Genomic DNA, 23,088 nt, shown 5'->3' on the forward strand with positions numbered 1-23,088 from the left:
CTTATCTGAAATATTTTTCATTATCTGTCAGTTTTGGAATTAAATATTCGCAATTATTATTTTTTGCCCACTTGATTGTTTCAAGCCATCTGGCTTTCTTTTCCCAATCATCACTAAAATTCCAACCAGCTAATATTAATGGAACTGGGGGTTTTGAACCTTTTTCATTTAACTCATTTTTCCAATACTTGAAAAGCTCTATGTGTATCTCATTCCAAAATTTAGGGATAGGTGATATGTAATCTAATTCTTCCATTATTTTACTTGTACTATTTCCAACATTCTCTCGTAGCTGCTTACCCTGTGGAATTTTACGGTATTGTTTCCAATTTCCTCAAAATGTTTCGAAGCGCAATGGATTTTAAGTTTCTCAGTACCTCTCAATTCACCTTCATCGTCTGAGCCTTTAGTTTCAGCAACAAAATAGATGTGCCTTACTTTTTCTTTATCAAAAACTATTGCCCAGTCGGGGCTGTAATTGGCCACCGGGGTTGTAATCTGAAAGCTTTTTGGGAGTTTGGCATAAACAGTTACTTCTTCGCTGTTTTCGAGCGCAGCAGCAAATTTTTGCTCAATTTTGGAATCGGTAATCAGATAATCGTATATGTGCTTTTTCAGTATATCTGATTGACGCAATGCCTGTTTATCGTTGGTGAATACGGTTTTGGCATCGTGTCTCTCTTCGGTTTTGTGGTACACAATGTTGTTAATTATCAGGGTGGCTTTTACTTCAGTTATATATTTACTGCACTTGGCGATAAATTCTTCCGGGTTTTTACGAATTAAATAAAACTGGTTTTCTTTAATTCCTTTGAGGATGGCAACTATCGTTTTTCGTGTCAGGTTGGTGCGGTTTACAATTTCGCCAACAATATCATAAGCCGTATTGGTGTACAGGTCGGTATTCAGTTTTTTAGATGAACGTTTTGTTTCCCTGAATGCTTCGTGGTTTTCCAGTTCAAGTTTGGTGCTTTCATCCATCTCACCGGCACGAACTTCGTAAAACCTTTCAGAAATATGCAGCTCTTTATTAATGTGGAGTATGCTGTCCTGAATTAGTTTTTCTGTATTGAAATTGACTTCGTAAATGGTTTTCAGGTTAATTTTATTCCATAGTTCCTGAAACTCTTTTTTATGAAAGTTTTTGTTGACTTTAACAGATACGGCTCCCCTTTCATTTTCAGGTTTAAATGGTTCGCCGGTGTAAACTGATTTCAGCAGTTTTGTTATATCGTTGAGATAAGGTTCCAGTTCATCGGGCAGGGGTATTTTTTTTGCTTCAATGACTTGCCTGCCTTCGCTTGTTATGTGGTCATCCTCATCAACAATATCATTTTTAAAAAGAAATTTGTTCAGTTTTTTTGCTTCGTCTTTGGTAATAAAATGCTCTACGCCTTTTTCGTCTGCAACTAATTTTCCCACAAAATATTCCACTTCGGCTTTTTGCGGCCTGTCTTTTAATGTTGCGGCAATTTCGGTTTGCAGACCGTTGGCAAATCGTTCGTAGCTTTCCGAGGCCACAACGGTAAGTTTGTTAATGTCGTGGACTTCTTCCCCTACGGTTTCAAAATCGAGACGTACACCGTGATTATTGACACACAAACGCATACCACGTCCCACTTCCTGACGACGCCGGATATTGGCATCGGTGTGTTTCAGGGCGCAAATCTGGAAAACATTGGGATTGTCCCAGCCTTCTTTTAATGCCGAGTGTGAAAAGATAAAACGCACCGGCTCTTCAAAACTCATCAGCCGTTCTTTATTTTTCATGATGAGTTCGTAGGCACTGATGTCTTCGGAATCTTCCTTGCCTCTTTTTACCGACGGGTCAACCAGCCTGTTCTTTTTATCAATGGAAAAATAACCGCTGTGAACCTGCCGGGCTTCATCCCTTTCCAGGTAGTCTTTGTAATTTAAAGGCATGTACCCTTCGTGTACTTTCGAAGGGTCGGTTTTATATAAATAGTCGTTGAAATCCTGCTGAAATAAATCCAAAAATTCACTGCGCAGCAAGTTGTATTCTTCCTCAAAAATTTTGGCATATTCACCTACCAGTTCATTTCCTTCCTCATCATATTTCCGGTACTTTTCAACTGAATCGATGAAAAACAGTGACAATATTTTAACTCCTTTTGCAAAGAGTTGTTTTTCTTTTTCGAGGTGGGAAAGAATTGCTTCACGTATTTGAATACGCCTGAATGCTGATTCGTCAATATCGCCCACAGCATCACCGGCATAAATATCAGCACCGTTTACCACTATTTTGTTGAAATAGCCGTCGATTTCCTGAATGGTGCAATTTTTATATTGCGGCATATCGCCCGAAAGCTGATAAAGGTTGGCCCCTTTTTCCAATTTACAACGCACCCGTTTTACACCTGATTTGTTTCTTTGTTCATATTCAACCATTGCCAGTGGTGGTTTATCGGGGCTTAATACAATTTGTTCCAGGTACAAATAACCGTTAGTTCCGGTAGTGCCTTTCAGGTTTACACCTTTCACCTGAATTTTTTTTACCAGTTTCTGGTTATATGCATCGAGTGCATCGAGGCGGTATATTTTATTGTATTCCACTTTGTGGGTTGCCGAATAACGCATGGTAAACAACGGATTAAAATCCCTCATGCTTTCCATTGTTTTCGTGCCTTCCACTGATTGAGGTTCGTCAACAATCAATATGGGATTGGTTTGAGCAATGATTTCAATGGGACGGCGCGATGCAAACTGGTCGAGTTCCATGTAAATACGGCGGGCATCTTTTCCACGTGCATTAAAAGCCTGGGTGTTGATAATCATTACACTAATTCGGCTGTCGGATGCAAAACTTTCAATGTCCTGTGGCCGCGATGAATTGTAAATAAAGGGTTTTATTTTATGGCCGTACAGTTCCTGAAAATGTTCCTGCGTAATATCAAATGATTTGTACACCCCTTCGCGAATAGCAATACTTGGAACAACTACAATAAATTTACTCCAACCATAATGTTTGTTCAGTTCGTACATGGAACGGATGTATGTATAGGTTTTTCCTGTTCCGGTTTCCATTTCAATGGTAAGGTTATAACCATTTTTATCACCACGCGGACGTTCAATCTGGCTGCTTTCAACAATATCATTTTGGGTTTGTACCTCCTTAATATTTTCCAATACCTGAGCTTCGGTAATGGTAAACGAACGGTTACGGTAGCCAATATTTTCCAATACTTCCTTTTCCAATTCGAGGGCCTGCTGGGTATCGCCTGCTTTCAATAGTTTTTGCTGACGTTGCAGTTCCTTTGTTCTTTCGAGCGTGAACCTTTGAGTTGCCGGTAGTTGACCTTTAAAACAGTCAACTATTGCCTGAACTGCCTGTAACTGATATTGTTGTTCTTTAAATTGTAGTTTCATAAGACTTATATCACCCTCATTTCTGTTTCAGGACTTAATTGTTTCAGCAGTTGTTTTACGTTTTCTTTGGCGGTGTCGCTGGCAAATGAACTGTCGCGGAAAACAATGCGTAGTGGTTGTTCTTTGGCAATTTCTTTGGCAAAAGCTTCATCGATGCCTTTATCGAAACAGGCAAAAAGCGAATTGCCGGCCACTTTAAAAATCTGTTTGCCTGCAACCGTTGTTTCTTCTATTTTTAGCGATAACGACAAACCCCAGTCGAGCATTACCTGGGTAACCAAATCCATTGGGGTGCGGCCTTCTTTTACGTTATCGGCAAATAAATCGAGGTTGGCCTGTTTGTAATCCTGTGGGCGGTAATACACATCCTGCATGTTGCTGGAGTCGAGTTTATATACCCGGAAGCCAATGTCAAGTTGTTGGTTGCTCGTAGCTGGTTTCTGGTTTTCTTCAAAATTAAGTTTACCTGCTTCGTTTTTTTGTTTGGCTTCCCATTCTTCTTTTATTTTTTTGCCTGCTCTACGGATGCGTTCTTTGCCAATTTGGGCAATGGTTTTGTACCCGGCTTTATAAGCTTCGCTATTTTCATCAGTCTTTTCGGGTAATTGTACCATTATGAATTTGCGGTTACCGCCATCTTCTGCATTGAGTTGCATTACTGCGTGGGCAGTCGTTGCAGAACCGGAGAAAAAATCTAAAACAATATCATTTTTTTTGGTGAAAGAAAAAATATGTTCTTTACATACTACTGTACTTTTAGGAGTATCAAACGGAATCTCAAGTTTTTCGAGTAAATCAGTATCACTTCCACCATAGTAAAGCAAAGATGGTATATTTTCAAGCATATTTTCTTCAAGTAGGTATTTACGCCTCGGTTGAGTCGTTTCATCAACTCCAAATAAGATGAGGTCCTTTTTTATAAGCTCTTCCATTGTTGAACTGGGATTTCGCCAACCACGTGGTGGAATTGGGCAAGGTTTTCCAGAAACTGGATGCATGATGGGAATAAAATAATCTTTTGGAGCTTGTTTTTTATTTGGCCAAGCCATAGAAACTGATTGATAGACACGACCAAACTTGTCAATTTTATTATATGCTTTTTCTCCTCCACTAAAATCATTTTGATTGTTAATCCATTCAGAAAATTCTCTATTTATATCATTAATGTTTTTCTTGGTAGTAATTGTTTTAAAAAGTTCTTTTGCTTTATTTATTATTCTTTGAGCATTTTTTTTAGGTTTTAGTAATTCATGATTTGAAAGTAAATGATTTTTATTTTTTGAATAACAAAGAACATATTCATGTTGATATGCAATGCCTTTTGAGTCACCTTTTGGATTGCGTTTATCCCAAATAATTGTACCTAAATCATTATTTTCGCCAAATATTTCTTCAAGAACTTTTGTCACATTTGTGATTTCATGTTCATCCATATTAATTAAAATCACCCCATCATCTGTTAAAAGATTCCGGGCCAATTTCAACCTGGGGTACATCATCGTTAACCAATCCGAATGGTAACGTCCTGCGGTATCAGGATTGGGAACTAAACGACGATTGTATTCATCAATAAATCCACTTTCATCTTTAAATTCAGCCGTTTCCTGAGCAAACTTGTCTTTATATACAAAATCTTTCCCGGTGTTGTATGGCGGGTCAATGTATATCATTTTCACCTTGTTGAGGTAGCTTTCCTGTAAAATCTTCAGTACTTCGAGGTTATCGCCTTCAATGTACAGGTTTTCGGTGTTTTCAAAGGCCACACTTTCTTCGGGTACTGGCCGCAGGGTGTTGGTGGTGGGTAAATTGGCCGTTACAATGGCTTCGCGTTTTCCGGGCCACTCCAGGCGGTAACGTTCTTTTGTGCCTTCGATAATATCGTGGTTGAGTTCCTGGCGTAAAGTATCAAAATCGATGGTTTTTCCGTTTTCGCTTTCGGTAACACAATTGGGAAAAAGCGCTGCTATTTTTTCGATGTTTTCATTTACCAGGTCGGGTGATTGTAAGTCGAGTTTGTCGGTCATATTTTTGGATTCAAAGTTTCGCGTTAAAGTTTTAGATGCCTGAAAAAGGCTTTTTTGTTTTTAAACCAGTAAATTTAGAAAAAAATGATTGTATTTTCCCTTTAAATAAAATTAAGGTTTGGGGGTTAATCAATCAAAAGGTTTTCATACCTTAATTGTTGCAGATTTGTAATTGTTTTTCAACTATATTACAAGTATGAAAAATCATGAAAGCAATTTTTGAAATTTATTGATGAGTTGAAATTTGATATCATCATAAAAACCGGGATTGTATTTTGGTTTTAGCTCTTTTTTATACCGATTTACTGAGACCCGGTGGTTTATAAGCGCCGTTTTATGTGCTTCGTTGTTTTCGAGTAAACTGTGCTTTTTTAATTCTTCAATTGAAAGGGATTCCAAGTTGGTAAATTGTTTTTTAACCGTTTCATTAAACGTTTCCACCAGGTCGGCCACCAACAACTTAAGGTTTGAAATTTTCAACAGGTCTGCTACTGTGTTAATTGAGCTAAAATTTTGTTTAAGATAACGATATTTGGCTTCTTTTTCGTAGCGCAAAACAGGCTTCCCTATGTTGTAGTTGTAATGCCTTTTCAACTCTGTTTCTTTGTTGTAGAATTTAATCGTATAATCTGTAAAACAAGCCTTCTTCCCGTATATCACACCTTTAGAATGCATGGCCACAAAAAATTTGCTTTTGTATCTTATGAGGTTTGGAATAAGCTGAATTGCGTCCGGGCTGGTTAAATTACACCCGTATTCAATTTTTCTGATTTTTGCGCTGTATAAATCAATGCCGAGAATTTCAGAAAGATTTATAAATGCCTGAATAAGCTCGTTATAATAAAAGTCGCAATAATTGTTTCCATGAAAAAATTTGTGAATGGAATTGGATATTTCCAATTCGTCTTTCTGGAATCTAAGGCGTAAGTTTTTAATTTCTCCATACCAACATACTATTTTGCCATTTATAATTTTGGGGTTGAAGTTGATTCCTTTGTACTCTGCCGAGTTGTTTTTATCGGCAAAGTAGTGTGCCATTTCGAAGCACACTACTTTAATGGTTAGGTTGTCAATCATTTTTCCGGTAATTTTTGGTTAACAAATTTTCAACATCTGTAGTACGGTAATAAATTTTACCGTCAATTTGTGAATAGGGTAAAGACCCGTTGTCGCGCATAGTTTGGAGTTTTCTTTCCTTGATATTGAGAATTTGCATGACCTGGTCGCGCTGAATCCATTCTTCGGATAACTGCTGGGTTTGGGTTTTGGTTAGTTTTTTGATTTCGGTGTGCAATTTTGAAATGTCGTTTTTTATGACCAACACCAGATTTATTATTTCCTGCATGGCGTTTCCTCCTTTCTTTAACCAATGGTTAGATTATTTACCCGTTCTTCTACTGTTTCTTCCACTTCCTGCCGGTTCCGTTGTAACCAGTTTTGCAGGTCATCTCTGCGGAAATAGAGTTTTTTCCCCTGCGGGCAAAAGTGGGGAATCTGCTTTTGCGACGTTAATTTGTAGAGGTGGCTCCGGCTAATGTCGAGAAACAAGACGGCTTCGCTCAGGTTTAAAATCTGCTTTGTTGAAAGGGTGTGCTCTGTTAATAGATGTTCAATTCTATCCAGGCGTTTCATGATTACTTCTTTTGGACTCATTTTTATAAATTTTAAAAGTTTGAAAAATGAGACTTGCGCAAGTCTTTTAATTTTAACATGTTGGTTCAAATATAAATGAGGTGTAAACGCCTTGCAAGTAAAGTGTTAGAGGGCAATGAGAAATCTAATTAATCTCATTGTTTTTTATTGGAAATGTTGGAATATATTATCAATTTTTGCTTTTCCCTGTGGTTTATCGGTGCGGTTGGAATACAGATTTTGAGCCTTCAAAGGTGCTCCTTTTTTGGTGAAAAACAACCCAGATTTTTCAACCGTGGCAGGAGTTAAATTTTTAAAGTATGGTCTTAGTTTATCGATTATATAACTCAGTTGTCTTGTTTGACAATCAAAATGAATTTCTTTTTTGCACTCGTTTAATTTTTTAGCAGATAGCACCTTTGTTAAATCTTCCGGTGTGGTTAGGTTTTCTTTAAGAAGGTCAAAATCGAAGCAAATTTGTTTAATAAGCTTAATCAACGGTTTTGCTGTTGGCTTTAATCCAAAAGACAGCTCAGTGTGGTTATCATCGATAGATGTATTTTTGGTGTTGTTCTTTCTTCTAATGGTATGGGTATTAAGATATTTTTCAAGGTACTTTTTATATTTTAAAACTGCTGCTGGATAGAGATGAGAATCTTCGTGGTAGATGTCGTGGTTGTTATCAGATGAATATTTATTTCTCAGGAGATCCTCGAACTGAAGAACAGCTTTTTGCCAGTCTTTAATGCGGAAAGTTTTAGCAACTCTCTTTTGGTTAGCTTCGTTCAGGTTCCCGGAAATTAGCTCGTTAATCAGGTTTAAATCTCTTTTTGCTACTTCGTGCGCTTCTGCCGGTTGCAGTTGTTCAAATGATTCTTTGTAGTGGTTTTTAAAAACATTATTCTCCACCTGGCAGAAAAGTTGAAACCGGTGTTGCCTGATTTCATCCAGTTTTTCTTCGGACAGGTCGTGTTCTTCGAGATGTTCAAATATGTTGATGTTATGGAAATGCCGCCAGTCTTCGAGGGTGGTTTGTAGTTCCATCCATGATTGGATGTAATTTTCCAGTTCATCCTTTTTAAAATTATGTTCCGGTTTTGGTTTTAAGTCCCAGGTGTATTTTACATGGTAATGGAAAAAAGGAATAACGATTTCGGCGTTAATGTGTTCGGTGAAATATTTTGCAATGTTTCGGGCAATTTCAAGCTGGTGTTTCGGGTACTTTTTTAAAAACAAGATTTGTTGTACTGGGTCGTGAATTGATTTTATTTCCTTGCCAAAATCGATAAACCCGGCGTTAGCCATCAGGTTTGATTCTACCTCTTCCCGAAACTGATGGATTGATTTCCAGTCGAGGCTGTCAGGATATTTAATGAATCCCGCTTCTTCGTATTTATCGAGTTTCTCGTTTATTTCATTCAGCAGAGCCAGTTTGTGATTTTTGTTTACTTTTTCGTTGTTCATGTAATCGTCCAGTGCCATTACAAAAACATTCAGTGGTTTTTCTTTTGAAACTTCAAACTGATATGTGTCAAATAAACTATCAATTAGCTTATCCTGATCGTACTTTGGGTAATTTTCAACTTCTTCGTTAATCTGTCTGAGTTTCTTGAGGGCCTTGTTAAGCTGTTTAAGTATCAGTTTTTCCATCGGGGAAAGGTTAAATTTCCCCTAAAATTAGAAATTTAACAGACTTTTTTGATACGTTTCTTTGATTTTGTCCTCAAAACTATCGAGGTAGTTTTCTGTTGTTTTTAAATCCTGATGGCCCAGGCTTTCTTTGATAAATTCGGTTGGCGCGCCGGAACGTTTAAGAACAGTTGCGAATGAATGCCGGGCGGAATAGGTTGTAGGCTTAAATGGTAACCCTAAATTTTCGCCGATGGTTTTCATGAATTTATTAGTTGATTTGGTAGTGCTTCTTACTTTGAACAGTTCTTCTTCGGGGGTGTCATTTCCGGTTAAAATGCCAAAAATATAGTTTTCCGGTTCTGCGGGTTTAACTCCCCACCTTTCAATAATGGCTTCGATTTCGGGAAGTAAAATAACGAAAATTTTTTGCGAGTTGTGTTTTGTTGTGCGCTCGGTTTTGGCGCGGATAAAATGAATTTTCCCGTTTTCAATATTTTTGTATTTAAGCCTCAGAATGTCTTTTACATTTACTCCATTGCACAAATAACTAAACAGCCATAAATCCCTGGCCTTGCTTTCATACTTGTTTTTGGGATGGTATTTTGCAATTTGTCCGACCTGCTCAATAGTGAATGCTTTCTTTTTGTTTTTACCGGCAGGAATCTGGTATTTCCGTTTTCCAAATGGATAGGATTCTGCATCGAGGTTGCCTTCCTGAATGGCAATGTTTAAAATGGTTCTTAAACTGCGGAGGTAGATGCCTACGGTAGAACTTGACCGGTTTTTACTAATCATCCATCTTTCATAGTCATTGAGCCATTCCGGGGGAACATCCCAGAAATTTAACTTCTTCCTGTGTGTGGCTTTTTGGCGGCTTTTAAGGGAGCTTAATGCGCAGGCGTAACTTTTCGCTGTGTGCGCTCTGCCTTCTTTATTAAGCTGGTCTATGTAATCCTGAAAGGTTGAAAAAACATCCTGACTGCTGCGTGGTTTCTGATTGAATTTTTTCTCAAAAGCGGAGAAGGTGAAAGGGCGCAAGTCTTTGACTATCTCCCGGGCTTTTAATTCAATTTCATTGAAATACATCAGCTTGTCTTTATACTTTTTTCGCGGCTTCTCGGAATGGACTTTTTCCCATTCATCCTCGGTTAGATACTCGTTTATTGGGTAGTATTTTTGCACCCTGTTGAATGTTACCCGCAGTTTTACCGCATAGGTGTCGTCTTTTCTTTTCACCCTTTTGTCGTGATAAATCGCTGTTGTTACTCCAATCATTTTTTGTATATTGTTGATTAATAGAATATTGATTTATTATTTCATACATACAATATACATACATTTTGCGACAAAACAATAGAAAAGAGCAAAAAAGAACAAAACAATTTACAGTTAATTAACTGATATAGAAAACATTAATTGAAAAAGGAAAACAAGGGAAAGTATAAAATACTGACTCATAATCAGGTGGTCCCTGGTTCAAGCCCAGGTGGGCCCACTTTTTAAAAAAGAGGAGATTACAAAAAATGTGATTGTTCTCTTTTTTTCTTTGGTTTAAACTTTTATTCATATTTATCCACTAAAGAAAGGTACCCCACAGCCAATAAGCATTACACAATTACAGTAGTGCCCGATGCAAAACGAAAAAGGGAAAACCATCAGGATAAAAAAATGCAGTGTTATCTTAAACCCATACTACTGGAATACAGAATTTTATGATAGTAAGATAACAAGTTGGGTTAAATGAGTTAATATCAGGTAATGTTATTGATGGTGGAAGTGCGGATGAACCCAATGTGGATGAAAAGATACAAATGCTTGAAATTATTAAAGGCCAGGTGTTTCCATATAGTTGTTCAAAATTGGGAAAGATGGAAAGCATTCTACTGAAAATGGAAACAGCCCTGTTTTTTATTGTGCTGACCTCCGGTAAAAAAACGGGCTTTCTTTAAAAAATAATTATGAAGATTTATACTGTCAAACTTTTTTTAATCAGGAGGTTAAATATTTTATTGTAAGTTGGGAGTTGTGTTGGATTTTTATTCTTTAAAAAAAGAAGTGTCTTCATCTTCTTCATTTACATCAAGTTCTATTCCTTCGGGACCGGTTTTTTCAATTTCAACTGATTTTTTTTCTTCTTCCAGCTCTTTTTTCAACTTTTCGGTTGTTTTGTTCTGTTTTTTATTCTCTTTTTTAAGTTTCCATATTCTTGGATAAAAATAGACCGCTGAAATGATATATCCCAGCAGCACACAGGAAAGCAGCACCAGTACCAGCGGCGCATTGGGGATTTCCCAAAAAAAAGCTGTTATGGTAATTTCGAATGAATTTTGAAGCGTAAAAATGACCAGTAAAATGGCCAGAATAAGGATGATGATTATAACTGCGTTCATTTCAATAATTTTTCAGCAATATAAAAAAAGGATAGCAAATTACTGCTATCCTTTTAAAAATAAGTTATGTCCAATTTATTTAATGAATTGATTGGAATATCCTGCGCAAGCGAATTTTTTGCAGCAGTGAACGGTCTTTGTCGAGCGAAAGCCAGATAAAGCTTGCTTTTCCCACCACGTGGTCTTCGGGAACAAAGCCCCAGTAGCGCGAGTCGGCCGAGTTATGCCGGTTGTCGCCCATCATCCAGTAATAATCCATTTTAAAAGTATAGCTGCTTGTTTCTTCACCATTAATAGATATGGTCCCGTTTTTTACTTCCAGGTCATTATCCTCGTACACATCAATAATGCGTTTGTAAAGCGGAATATTGCCAGTTGTTAACTGAACGGTTTCGCCTTTTGCCGGAATTGTAAGCGGCCCGAAATTGTCCACATTCCATGGGAAATTTTCGTCCCTGGGAAAAACGGCTGGTTCCCAGTCTCCCGGTTCTTCCATAATTTTTTCAACCGAAGTCACATTGGAGAAATTTTTCAGTTTTTCCACATTTTCATCGGTAAGCGGGAAAACATAACGTTCGCTGGAAAAAACTGTCCGGTCATCTTCGGCAATATGGAGGCGATCCAAAGCTTTCGGGTTGATTGATGTCCCGTTTGTACGCACGATGTAGTTGTGCTGAACACCGTCAAAATGTTTTTGTGGTTTTCCGTTAACGGTAACCTGGCCGCGTACCATCTGAATTTCATCTCCCGGGATTCCAATACAGCGTTTAATGTAGTTTTCGCGTTTATCAACCGGGCGGGCCACTATTTCGCCAAAATTGCGTGTATCGTTCCAAACCCGATCTCGTCCGTAGGTGCGTATCAGCTGGTAATAGCTTTGATTTTGCACCTTAAGGGCCACGGTGTCGCCTTCCGGGAAATGGAAAACTACTACATCGTTGTTTTTCACATCGCCAAAACCTGCGAGCCGTTTGTAGGGTTGTTTAATCCACTCTACATACGATTTTTTGGTGCGGGTCAGCGGAAGCGTGTTGTGAACAAACGGAAACGACAGCGGGGTGTTTGGCGTTTTGGGGCCGTAAGCCACTTTACTCACAAACAGGTAATCGCCCACAAGCAACGTTTTTTCCATTGAAGAAGTTGGAATGGTGTAGGCTTCAATAAAAAACATGCGGATAAAAGTGGCGGCAATAACAGCAAAAATTATGGCATCAACCCATTCAACAACTTTTGTTTGCTTACCTCCCGGCGGGTTTTTTTTCTTCCAGAAAGCCCAATGGACTTTTTCGGTGATGTAAATATCGAAAATAACGACAAGGCCCAGTAACCACCAGAAACTTCCGAGCCATATTACCCAAAGGGTGTACAGTGTGCCAACGCTAATAAATTTGAACCATTTGTTGGTAAGAATTTCTTTAATCATTAATATATTTTTAAAGTTTCAACATGTCTTTCATGGAAAGGATGCCTTTGTTTTTATTGCTGTATTCAGCAGCCAAAACCGCCCCCAGGGCAAATCCTTTTCGGCTTTTGGCACTGTGGGTAATTTCTATGAAATCCACATCCGAGTCGTATTTAATGGTGTGAATGCCGGGAACTTCGCCAACTCTTTCCGATTTGATGGGGAGCTCGTTTTCTGATCCGGCTTTTTCTTTCGACCATTGTTTTATACCGGGCAGAATTTCAATCATGTCTTCGGCAAGGCTGATGGCAGTTCCGCTGGGGGCATCCAGTTTTTGGGTGTGATGCACTTCGGTCATTTCAGGTTTGTATTCCTGGCGGGGAGCCATCAGGCGGGCAAGTTGCCTGTTCAGTTCGAAAAACAGGTTTACGCCTACCGAAAAATTGCTGCCGTAAAAAAATGTGCCGTCGGTTTCGCGGCATTTTTCATGAACCTCGTTTTTGCGATCGAGCCAGCCGGTGGTTCCGCTAACTACCGGAATTCCTGCTTCAAAACACTTGAAATAGTTATCCACTGCCGAACCGGGAATCGTAAATTCGATAGCCATGTCGCATTTGCGTAAGTTCTCAACCGTCAGGTCATTTTGGTTGTCAATATCAATAATGAGCTCAATCTCGTGTCCGCGCGAACGGGCAATTTTTTCGATCTCTTTTCCCATTTTTCCGTAACCTATCAGTGCTATCTTCATAAAATCTGAAATTTTTACTTTTAAATAATCTGACAAAGATAAAATATTACACTAATGTAGCCAGCCTGGTTTGAAACTTAAAATAATTTCGACAAACAAGGCAGGGGAGAGGCGAAGGCAGAAAGGAAGGAGTGTCTGATGAGTTGATGGCGAAATCACCCAAAAACCAAATCTCAAAACCCAAAACCCAAAAACCAAATCTCAAAACCCAATATTCAAATCTCAAATAAAATCCAATTACCCAAAACTATAAATTTCAATTCTTACTGAAAAACCTTCAAATTCAATTACCTGTTAAACAGTGTTTTAATAAAAAAGATAAAAGTACTGCTTCATAAAATGAGCAGGTTTTTTCCGGGGCAAAACCAGGCAACAGAAATAAGAGGCAAAAAACGCGATTACCCGATGGTAATTTCGTTAACTACATCAACCACTCCGGCGGTGTTGATGGCCTGGTCGAGAATTTCATTTCTGATTGACTCCGTGGTCACCGAGCCGCTCACGTAAATTACTCCATTTTCAGCCTCAACAAACAGTGAATCTTCGACTATCAGCGGGTTCCGCTCCAGTGCTCTTTTCAGGTCCCTTTCAATGTTGGCATCTGAACGGACCGATGACGGCTTAACTTTAATGTTATTCACCACATCCACAACTCCTTTGGTGGCATGAATCATTTTTTCGGCTTTCGTTTTTTCCCACGAACGCGAAACCGTTCCCGATAATAAAACAACGCCTTTGTCGGTTTCCACGCGAATATTTACCGGATTAATGTCGCTGTTCCATTTCAGTATATTCTGGATGTTTTCAGTAATTTCAAAATCGTTGGGAATATCCTGCTCCGCTTCAAATTTTACGGTGAGCTGATTGTCGATTTCGTAGTTTCCTGCCACCGACATGGCTTCGCGTGCAGCATCTATTTTTGAGCTGTAGCTGGGTACGGTTCCGGTTAATATTACCTTTTTGTCTTTTATCTCTACCTGAACTTTGTTGGCATCTATTGCATCGTTCCATGCGAGCTGCTCAACAATGTTTTTCTTAATAACTTCATTTGACGGTGGTTTCATACACTATGTTTTTATTGTTTCTTTTTTGATGAAAAATCGGCCGGAATTACATATTTCTGACATCGAGAAAAGAACCGCTTTCGTATGCCAGGGCCTTCTCAATTCCCCGGGCCACAATTTTTGCCGCTTTGTCGGGAGGTGGCATTTTTTCAGTCCCTTTGGCTGATTGCAGCTTTTTAAGAACCGGGAATTTTTCCTGTTCTTCCAGGCTGTAAATGTAATCCTGCATGTTGGTATCGATAAGCCCCGGTGCCAGTGCGCAAAAATGCGTTTTTGTGCACTCCTTTGCATAAAGATCGATGAGCATGTTGAGGGTGGCTTTCGACAGCGAATAGGCATTCCAGCCGCGTGCCCCGCTAACCGAAGCTCCCGATGAAATGGCAACAATCTGGTCAATCTCTTTTCCCTGGTTGAAAAGTGCTTCAATCAGTATTTTATTGGCCCATACATTTACATCCATTGTTCTTTTTATTTCTTTGAGCGGGGTGTCTTTCAGGTCTTTAATTTCATTTAAAATTCCGGCATTTAAAATTACAAGGTCAAGTTTATTCACATCTTTCAGAAAAGAGTACAGGTTGATCTCCACTTCCCTGAACATGGTTAAATCCTGGGGCAGAAGATTAAAGTTGGGGTTGCTTTTTAAACTACTGTTTACTTTCCGGCTAATCCCGTAAACCTTATGGCCTTGCTCGAGGTAGTAACCTGCCAATCCAAAACCAAGGCCCGAACTTGTTCCTGTAATCAGTATGTTCATTTTAAATTCTGTTTTGTTGAGTTCGAAATTATGAAATTCATTTTTAAACAAAGTTCTCAATATTCATTGTCAACGAAAAATTCTGGCTGAATTGATAATGGAATAGAGCCCGTAAGCCAGGGCGTAAAATCCAATTAATATGGTAACAATCCGTGTGCTTTCAAACGGATTGAGAACAATTAAGATTCCGCTTAAAAGCGACAAAATACTCAAAATTAAAACAAATACATTTGAAAACGGGGGCAGCATTTTTTTTAGATAGATTGTTAAAAAATAGAGACCGGTTATTAGGGCCCAAATTCCGATAATTGTAATAAAAACAGTAGCTACCAGCTTGGGGCGCGCTAAAATTACTATGGCAATTATAATTCCTATCAGGCCTTCAATGAGTACCAGGTACCAATTGTTGTTTGCCTTTTTCCCCCGTATGGCACCCACTGTTAATGAAATACCGCCTATTAAAATTGAAATGGCAAAATAAATGCCCAGAGCAGCGATTGTAATTCCCGGGAAAAACAAAGTAACCAGCCCGAAAATGATGGCCAGGATACCGTTTAAACTGATTAAATAATGTCTTAAATGTTTCTTCATTTTTTTGTTTTCAATTTAATAAGAATATTTGAACGATGCCAATACCTTACCGGAAATATCTCATTTTTGGAATTATGCTGATTTCCGATCTTTTTCTCTTGCCTGGTTTACAGCAGCAGATTAGCTCACGGTTTTAGCCAGCGTTTGCAGGAATTCTTTTACCTGGGGTACGTCTTTCAGTTTGTACCTGGCTGCTGTTGGTTTTCCGTGTTCACCAACCAAAATTCCAATTCCGAAATCTTCAATGGCTTTAAAACCGTCTTCGTCGGTAATGTCGTCGCCAATGTAAATGGGTATAAATTTGTTTTTATTGGCAGTACCCAGTTTGTCCATAATCCAGCGTAATGCCTTTCCCTTGTGCCAGTCCACGTCCGGTTTTATTTCAATAATTTTTTTGCCTTCGCCGGTTTTAAATCCCGGAAAATTTTCAACAATCTCTTTTACCTTATCGATTATTACCGGCACATTTTCTTCTTTTGCATTGCGGTAGTGCACCCCAATGGCATACCGTTTTCTGTCAATCTGAATTCCGCTGTCGATAGCCGGAAACACTTCCTGCATGAGCTTTTCAATCTTATCGAGTTGAGGAATTATCTCTTCGGTTTTTTCATGTTCGTTGTACAGGCCATCCGGCCCGGAAATCCGGAAACCATGACTTCCGGCATAGATGAGGTTACTTAAACCCACTTTGCTTTTCAGGTCGTCCATATCGCGGCCGCTTACCACTGCAACCTTAAATTTTTTCGCACATTCCTTCAACACGGTTTTCATCTCGTCAGAAATGATGGCATCTTCAGGGCGTTTCACAATGGGCGTGAGGGTGCCGTCATAATCCAGAAACAGCACCGGCTCTCTTTGTCCGAGCAGCTTTTTTATTTCTTTTTCCTGTAAAATCATTTTATAATTATTTTAAAACCCAATCTCTGGCTTCAACTGTTTCGCTGTGTGAGAAGAATTCGACTTCGCCTGAAATAAAAGGACTGGCAAGTTCGGTCCAGAATTTATGCCAGTTGGTTTCTCCTACTACCGCGATTTTGTTAATGTCATTAAAATGTTTAAAATATGTTTTTACATCTTCCATAAATGCTTTGGGATCAATCCCTCCAATGTTGTCAATTTGAATGTAAAGTTTTACTTTACCATATTCCTTGACAGTTTTTTCAATCAATGGAGTAATTTTGTCATAGTCCTTTTTTTCAATTTTACCATTAATGCCAACGGCAATTAAATCTTTGTTTGTTAAATCAAGTACTTTAAACATGTTGTCAAATTTTGTGGTTTTTGTAAATTAATAATATAGTTGTTAATTCACAATATTTACGAACTATACTTTTTATTTTATAATAGGAAAAGAGTATGCCAAAGGCACGGGAATGACTTGTTTGCTGAAATACAGGTAGCTTTATGACTTTAAAATTGTCAGTACTGTTTTAAAGTGTGGCATCACTACGCAGTAGTGGGGAGCAATTCAACAATTTTTTCGGGAAATTTGGTGTTTTATGTAGTCACTACTTATCAACATCAATTGGGGGCTTCTCCTTGTTTCCAGACAACTTCGCCATCCAAAGTCATACAAAAAAGCTGGTTGGGGCGGCCGTTGTTGTTCAGGTAAATGTGGTTGTTAACTACAATTCCGGGGTGCATTTTGCATCCGGCTTCTTCCGTAAAAAAGAGTTCATTAACACTGAAACTGGTACCTTCTTTTGTGATTTCCAGCATGATAGAAACCGGCTGGTAGCTATCGTTGTAGGAGCAGTCGGTTAAAAACAGCCGCTTGTCGTCAACTGCTGTTGGAGGCGTAATTGTGGCAAATGATTTCAATCCGTTGTAAACCCATAATTCTTCGCCGGTTTGGGCATCGAAAGAAACCACTTCGTGCGTAACAGTTGAGTCTTCACGGTTGTACGGGCTAATCATTACAACCTGGTCAACTCCGCCGAAACTGGCCAGAACAGGCGAAACATGAAAATTGTGCCCGGTTAAGGAACGGCTTTCCCATGCAATTTCGCCGGTTAATTTATCAAAAGCAACCACACCTGTTTTTGGCGATTGCGGGGCAACAATAATCCAGTCGTTATAAATTAACGGCGATTGCGAAATGCCCCAGTTGGGCAGTTCGCCGTCAAATTTTTCAAGAATATTGAATGACCATACGGGTTGCTGTGTTTTTTTATCGAAACAATAAAAATGACCATGCGGGCCTACGCTCCAAACGTAATTTTCATCAACCGTTGGCACCGCCCTTGAACCGGGGTAGGGAATTTCGCCCTGAGCCTGGTAGGAATAATTCCATTTTTCATTTCCGGTATTTAAATCGATGCAGCGGAGAATATCTTTTTCACCTTTTTCGCGGTCGAGAACAAAAACCTCGTCGTTGTAAATACTGGCACCGCCGTATCCTGGCCCCAGCGGGAACGACCACAATTCTTCCGGGCCATTTTTAGGCCACGAATCAAAAATTTGTTCATCTGTAATTGTTGCATTCCGGTTTGGGCCGGTATATTGGTGCCAGTTGTTTTGTCGCCGGGTGCAACTTGCTGAGAAAATTACAATAGCGGTAAGTAAAAGCAGGTTCTTCATTTTTTATAGTTGAGATTGTTTTTTCCAAAAATAGAAATTTATTTCAACTGAAAATGCGCTATTGATATATGTTAATGCTGCCAACAAGCCGAAGAAAGAACTACCGGCATTGAAAATTACTGCAATTTGAAAGAAAGATAAGCGGAAAATCCCACTGCACAAAGCAAGTGTGTTGCAGCCCGTCCCTGCAAGCTTCCCTTTGCTTCCACACACTTGTTTTTCTTGCCATCCCGCCCGTTGATAATAACTTGTTGAAAAATACTTTAAGATAATTTTAAGGAAACCAAGAGAATATTTGTAAATTTGACAAAAATAGTCAACACGAAATATGTCAACAACCGGGCAAAAACTTAGAGAATTGAGAGAAAAAGCAGGTTTTACCTTACGAAAGGCAGCCATGCAAGCGGATATTGATGTGGCAATTTTAAGTAAAATGGAGCGTGGAGAAAGGAAATTGACCAAAGAATTGATTCTTAAACTGGCTAAAATGTATAACGAGAGTCCTGAAAAATTGATTATTGACTTTTTGAGTGAAAAAGTGATTTACGAATTAAAGGACGAAGAACTCGGCCTGCAAGCTTTAAAAGTGGCCGAGAAGGAAATTAAATATTTGCGGACAAATAAAAAATAAAAAAAATGCCAACACTCCAATTCAAAGGAAAAAACATAATCTGGAACCACCATCTGGCTGTTCCGTTCCATACACTTGATGAAGTGTCCGATTTACACTATAATCCTGAAAAAGCAAATGGTAATATGATTATTGAAGGTGATAATCTCATTGCCTTAAAATCGCTTTTGCCGCAATTTGCAGGGAAAGTCAAGTGTATTTACATCGACCCTCCTTATAACACAGGCAACGATAATGGTATAGGTAAAGGCTGGATATACAATGACAATGTAAATAGTCCACTTATAAAAGATTGGATTGGGAAAGAGGTTGGTTTTGATGATTTAACAAAACACGATAAGTGGTTATGCATGATTTCACCAAGGATAAAACTATTGAAAGAATTATTGCAATTTGGAGGAGTAATTTTTGTAAGTATAAATGAATTAGAACTTCATAATCTTAAAACCATAATGGATGATATTTTTGGTGAAGAAAATTTTGTTGAAATATTTTCATGGACAAAAACATATACTCCCCCAGGTTTATCATCAAAATCAAGACAAACTAATGAATATATACTTTGTTACGAAAATCAAAAAACAGGTGATAAATATAAGGGTGAGCCATTAGATAATGGTGACCAACCTCTTTTAAACAGGGGAAACCAAAGAAGAGAGCTAGCCTTTCCTAAAGATAAAGTATTTCTAAAATTGCCTGATAGTGAATATAAAGCTGGTGAATCTGACAGAGTTAAGCTTATCAATACTATTAATGTAAAAGATGGTAAGTCAGATAAAGATATAAGATTAGAAGCTGAATTCAAATGGACAGAAACAACGCTTGAAAATGAAATTAAAAGTGGTACAACATTTATTATTAAATCTGAAAAATTTTCTATACGTTTCATCCGACCCGATGAAGAAGGCTACAAAGCACCAACAAATCTGATAAAAGAAAAAATGAGATAATGTTGGTTCAAATGAAAATGCATCATCGGAATTAAAAGAGCTTTTAGGTACTGATGCTTTTCCATATCCTAAACCTGTATCTTTAATAAAATTCCTATCAAGATTATGTACAAAAGAAAATGATATTATTATTGATTCTTTTGCAGGTTCAGGTACAACAATGCATGCCGTTATGGATTTGAATAAGGAAGATGGTGGTAACCGTCAATGCATTATGGTTCAGATGACTGAAGCCACAGAAGCTGAACCCAAAAAAAATATCTGCAAAGATATTACCAGGGAAAGGGTAAAACGTGCTATTGACAAATTTGATTACGATAGTGGTTTTAAATACATCCGTGTTGGCATTCCTTTGGATGCAGAAACAATGCTTGCGGGACAATTGCCTACATACAAACAATTTGCAAAGTATGTTTACTATTTATGTACAGGAGAAAACCTTGAAAAAGAAGACAGCATAAATGAGGAAACCTTTTTTGTAGGGGAATTTGGTAAACAGGCCATTTATTTGGTTTACAAACAGGACTATAATACACTTACCCGCCTTGCCCTCAATTTATCAATGGCTGAACGGATAAAAAAGGAACAGCCCGGTAAAAAGCGGATTGTTTATGCCCCATCGTGCTTTCTCGATGAAGAATACCTGGCAGAAAACCAAATAGAATATGTGGGTATTCCTTATAATTTGTTTCAACGTAACCAGGAGTAAACTATGTACTTAAAAAAATACCAGATAAAAGTTGTTGAAGCCCTGAAGCAGTTCCTGCACACTGCAAGGGAAACCAAAACTTCATTTGATGTGGCAAAACAGACCTTGCCTGAAAATATGAGGCACACGTTAAACTGGGTACAAACAACTTTTCAGAACACGAACCTTGAATATAAAGACCGTTGTACGAATGGTCTGGGCAATTACTATCCGCGGGTTAATATCAAAGTGCCAACCGGTGGAGGAAAAACCCTGCTCGCGGTTGAAGCAATCCGGGAATATCAAAACATTTTTGCACAGAAACGGACAGGATTAGTAGTTTGGATTGTACCCAGCGAGACAATCTATAGTCAAACTGTTCAAAAAATAAGAGATAAAAGCAATCCTTTGCGCCAATTGCTCGACCAATGTAGCGGAAACCGTACTATCGTACTTGAAAAAGGGCAAAAACTAACAACAAATGATATTGAAGAAAACTTAGTTGTACTGTTTGTAATGATACAGTCCATTAGCAGGACAAATGGCAAAGAAGCCTTAAAAGTCTTTCAGGACAGTGGCGGTTACGATAGTTTTTTCCCGGCAGATAACCGTTACGATTTACACAAGCAATTACTGGAGCAGATACCAAACCTCGATTATATTTCAGCTTTGGGAGAAGAACAGCCATTAATAATGACCAGTTTGGGTAATGCAATTCGTGTGGCAAAACCTTTGATAATTATTGATGAGATGCACAAAGTTTTTTCCGACAATGCAAGAAAAACCATTGACGGGCTTAACCCTGAAATGATTCTCGGTTTAACGGCAACACCAAAGGAAAATATGAATATCCTTGTAACCATAACCGGACTTGAACTGAAAGAAGAAGAAATGGTAAAGCTTGATATGCATATCCTTCCACCAATCAGTAAACAGGAAGATGACTGGAAAGCAATGGTAAAAGAGATTAAGGAACACAGGGAAAAACTTGAAAATACAGCAAAGCAATATCAAAAAAACCAGGGCGCCTATATTCGCCCGACAGCTTTAATTCAGGTTGAAGCAACAGGAAAAGACCAAAGAGGCAAAGGACGGGTACATAGTTTAGATGTAAAAGAATATTTAATCAGCCTTGAAGTTAATCCCGATGAAATAGCCATAAAAACAAGTTCCCAAAATGATATTGAAGATATTAACCTTTTTTCGCGGAATTGCCCTGTTCGCTTTATTATAACGAAAGAAGCACTCCGGGAAGGTTGGGATTTTTCTTTTGCATACATCCTCGGTATCATCCCCAATGTAAATTCAAACACAGGCGTAACGCAATTAGTCGGTCGGATTTTAAGACAGCCATTCGCCAAAAAACTAGGCGTTAAAGAACTGGATGAAAGTTATGTTTATTATACAAAAGGCGATACCCGAAATATTTTGGATAGAGTTGCTACGGGGTTTAAGAACGAGGGATTAGAAGACCTTGTAACAAAATTAAAATTCAGGGATAATGAGGATATTAATGCAAATAAAACGGTAAAAATTAAAAAGGAACTAAGTGAGAAATTTCAAAATTCATTCTACCTCCCTGTTTGGTTAATGGTTGATGATAACAACAATAAAAGGCATTTCAATTATAATATTGACATTAAACCAAAAATAGATTTTATTTCTTTTGAATTATCTGATGAATTTATAAAAAGCATAGAAAATTCATTAAGTGATGAAACAAAAGACCGGAAAGCTTTTGCAATAACCCTGGATGACGAAAGTAAGGCCGCATTTGTTGAAGAAACGTCAAAAAGTAACAGTATTGCAGAAATAAACATTGACTATTTAACCCGTAGATTAAACGAAACAATTGACAATCCATTCCAGTCAAGGGTAATCAGTAAAAAAATACTAAAGCAACTTGAAGAAATAATTGGACAAGATAAAATAAAAGAGCATTTCAGTTTTGTTGCATCCCAGGTTACAAAAGAATATGTAAAGGAAAAAGCAAAGCAGGAAGAATCCATTTTCATGAAACTCCTTGAAGATAAAAAACTTGTCTTAGCCGTTTCTGATGATGAAGAATCTGGCTTTAAAGTGCCTGGCAAAGACATTATTACAGTAAATACAATACCAAATACTTATAAATATTACCTGTTTGATGATGTAGAATTAAGCACGATGAATTCATTGGAAAAGAAAGTAGGTGACATTTTGGATAAACAGGAAACAATTCTCTGGTGGTTTAGAAACAGGACAAGTAAAAACTGGTACTCGATACAGGGCTGGCAAAAGAATAAAATCCGACCTGATTTTGTGGCAGCTAAAAAGAACGAAAATGAAGAGTTAGAGTTGGTTTATATCGTTGAAAGTAAAGGAGAACATTTACTTGGTAATGTTGACACCACCTACAAGAAAAAAGTTCTTGATATAATGACGGAACAGAAGAAACAAGAAAAAATAAAGACCTATCAAACACAGATTCCATTTGAAGAATTTGTTGTAAATGATAAAGTTGAGTGTTATTTGATTGAGCAGGAAAAAGAAGAAGAGGACTTAAAAAAGCTAATGAAATAAAAGAAGCCATCCGGTTAAGGACAGCTTCTTCAATAAAATCTATTTTGAATGCTGTT

The 23,088-nt window shown here is 38.1% G+C and carries 21 protein-coding genes and 1 pseudogene; 4 read left to right on the top strand and 18 right to left on the bottom strand.

Annotated features, from left to right (window positions below):
• Position 1: 1 nt before the first annotated feature.
• From ACTCNA_RS01345 to ACTCNA_RS01430, 18 genes are all read right to left on the bottom strand, one after another.
• Complete coding sequence (locus tag ACTCNA_RS01345) at positions 2-256, bottom strand: hypothetical protein (protein WP_462946096.1); 255 nt, start codon at positions 254-256, stop codon at positions 2-4.
• Entirely contained in the window at positions 256-3,387 is a 3,132-nt protein-coding gene (locus tag ACTCNA_RS01350; RefSeq protein ID WP_462946097.1) for a type III restriction-modification system endonuclease, read from the bottom strand. Before ACTCNA_RS01350 ends, ACTCNA_RS01345 begins: the two co-directional genes overlap by 1 nt.
• A 5-nt stretch (positions 3,388-3,392) precedes the next feature.
• On the bottom strand, positions 3,393-5,411 hold the full coding sequence (locus tag ACTCNA_RS01355; protein ID WP_462946098.1) for a site-specific DNA-methyltransferase: 2,019 nt from the start codon (positions 5,409-5,411) through the stop codon (positions 3,393-3,395).
• Positions 5,412-5,615: 204 nt separating this feature from the next.
• On the bottom strand, positions 5,616-6,488 hold the full coding sequence (locus tag ACTCNA_RS01360) for a hypothetical protein (protein ID WP_462946099.1): 873 nt from the start codon (positions 6,486-6,488) through the stop codon (positions 5,616-5,618).
• A complete protein-coding gene (locus tag ACTCNA_RS01365) occupies positions 6,481-6,756 on the bottom strand; it encodes a helix-turn-helix domain-containing protein (RefSeq protein WP_462946100.1) in 276 nt (91 codons plus the stop codon). Before ACTCNA_RS01365 ends, ACTCNA_RS01360 begins: the two co-directional genes overlap by 8 nt.
• A gap of 17 nt (positions 6,757-6,773) precedes the next feature.
• A complete protein-coding gene (locus tag ACTCNA_RS01370) occupies positions 6,774-7,064 on the bottom strand; it encodes a helix-turn-helix domain-containing protein (protein ID WP_462946101.1) in 291 nt (96 codons plus the stop codon).
• A gap of 144 nt (positions 7,065-7,208) precedes the next feature.
• Positions 7,209-8,693, bottom strand: a complete 1,485-nt coding sequence (locus ACTCNA_RS01375; RefSeq protein WP_462946102.1) for a DUF6617 family protein — start codon at positions 8,691-8,693, stop codon at positions 7,209-7,211.
• A gap of 27 nt (positions 8,694-8,720) precedes the next feature.
• Entirely contained in the window at positions 8,721-9,950 is a 1,230-nt protein-coding gene (locus ACTCNA_RS01380; protein WP_462946103.1) for a tyrosine-type recombinase/integrase, read from the bottom strand.
• A 761-nt stretch (positions 9,951-10,711) separates the two neighbouring features.
• Positions 10,712-11,065, bottom strand: coding sequence for a lipopolysaccharide assembly protein LapA domain-containing protein (locus tag ACTCNA_RS01385; protein WP_462946104.1), 354 nt, complete (start codon positions 11,063-11,065; stop codon positions 10,712-10,714).
• 79 nt (positions 11,066-11,144) lie between these two features.
• Positions 11,145-12,488 carry a signal peptidase I gene (gene lepB / locus ACTCNA_RS01390; RefSeq protein ID WP_462946105.1) on the bottom strand — a complete coding sequence of 448 codons (1,344 nt, stop codon included), beginning with the start codon at positions 12,486-12,488 and terminating at the stop codon, positions 11,145-11,147.
• A gap of 10 nt (positions 12,489-12,498) precedes the next feature.
• Complete coding sequence (dapB, locus tag ACTCNA_RS01395; protein ID WP_462946106.1) at positions 12,499-13,215, bottom strand: 4-hydroxy-tetrahydrodipicolinate reductase; 717 nt, start codon at positions 13,213-13,215, stop codon at positions 12,499-12,501.
• A gap of 398 nt (positions 13,216-13,613) precedes the next feature.
• A complete protein-coding gene (locus ACTCNA_RS01400; RefSeq protein ID WP_462946107.1) occupies positions 13,614-14,279 on the bottom strand; it encodes a BON domain-containing protein in 666 nt (221 codons plus the stop codon).
• Between the two features lie 46 nt (positions 14,280-14,325).
• On the bottom strand, positions 14,326-15,033 hold the full coding sequence (locus tag ACTCNA_RS01405; protein WP_462946108.1) for an SDR family NAD(P)-dependent oxidoreductase: 708 nt from the start codon (positions 15,031-15,033) through the stop codon (positions 14,326-14,328).
• Positions 15,034-15,102: 69 nt separating this feature from the next.
• The gene (locus ACTCNA_RS01410) at positions 15,103-15,624 is read right to left on the bottom strand and encodes a DUF308 domain-containing protein (RefSeq protein WP_462946109.1); all 522 of its coding nucleotides are present in this window, start codon (positions 15,622-15,624) and stop codon (positions 15,103-15,105) included.
• Between the two features lie 120 nt (positions 15,625-15,744).
• Positions 15,745-16,521 (bottom strand): trehalose-phosphatase, encoded by a 777-nt coding sequence (gene otsB / locus ACTCNA_RS01415; protein ID WP_462946110.1) that lies wholly within the window; start codon positions 16,519-16,521, stop codon positions 15,745-15,747.
• Positions 16,522-16,528: 7 nt separating this feature from the next.
• The gene (locus ACTCNA_RS01420) at positions 16,529-16,885 is read right to left on the bottom strand and encodes a SpoIIAA family protein (protein ID WP_462946111.1); all 357 of its coding nucleotides are present in this window, start codon (positions 16,883-16,885) and stop codon (positions 16,529-16,531) included.
• 260 nt (positions 16,886-17,145) lie between these two features.
• Positions 17,146-18,204, bottom strand: a complete 1,059-nt coding sequence (locus ACTCNA_RS01425; RefSeq protein ID WP_462946112.1) for an outer membrane protein assembly factor BamB family protein — start codon at positions 18,202-18,204, stop codon at positions 17,146-17,148.
• 3 nt (positions 18,205-18,207) lie between these two features.
• Positions 18,208-18,603, bottom strand: a complete 396-nt coding sequence (locus ACTCNA_RS01430) for a hypothetical protein (RefSeq protein ID WP_462946113.1) — start codon at positions 18,601-18,603, stop codon at positions 18,208-18,210.
• On the opposite strand from ACTCNA_RS01430, the gene ACTCNA_RS01435 reads away from it, so the two are divergent.
• The 4 genes and pseudogenes from ACTCNA_RS01435 (at position 18,602) to ACTCNA_RS01450 (ending at position 23,032) form a co-directional block, all read left to right on the top strand.
• Entirely contained in the window at positions 18,602-18,835 is a 234-nt protein-coding gene (locus ACTCNA_RS01435; protein ID WP_462946114.1) for a helix-turn-helix domain-containing protein, read from the top strand. The two genes, ACTCNA_RS01430 and ACTCNA_RS01435, sit on opposite strands and share 2 nt — an antisense overlap.
• A gap of 5 nt (positions 18,836-18,840) precedes the next feature.
• The gene (locus ACTCNA_RS01440; RefSeq protein ID WP_462946115.1) at positions 18,841-19,785 is read left to right on the top strand and encodes a DNA methyltransferase; all 945 of its coding nucleotides are present in this window, start codon (positions 18,841-18,843) and stop codon (positions 19,783-19,785) included.
• A gap of 43 nt (positions 19,786-19,828) precedes the next feature.
• Positions 19,829-20,494: pseudogene (locus ACTCNA_RS01445) on the top strand (DNA methyltransferase); the annotation flags it as partial.
• Positions 20,495-20,497: 3 nt separating this feature from the next.
• Entirely contained in the window at positions 20,498-23,032 is a 2,535-nt protein-coding gene (locus ACTCNA_RS01450; protein ID WP_462946116.1) for a DEAD/DEAH box helicase, read from the top strand.
• The last annotated feature ends 56 nt before the right edge of the window (positions 23,033-23,088 follow it).

It is taken from the genome of Tangfeifania sp., from assembly GCF_055108615.1.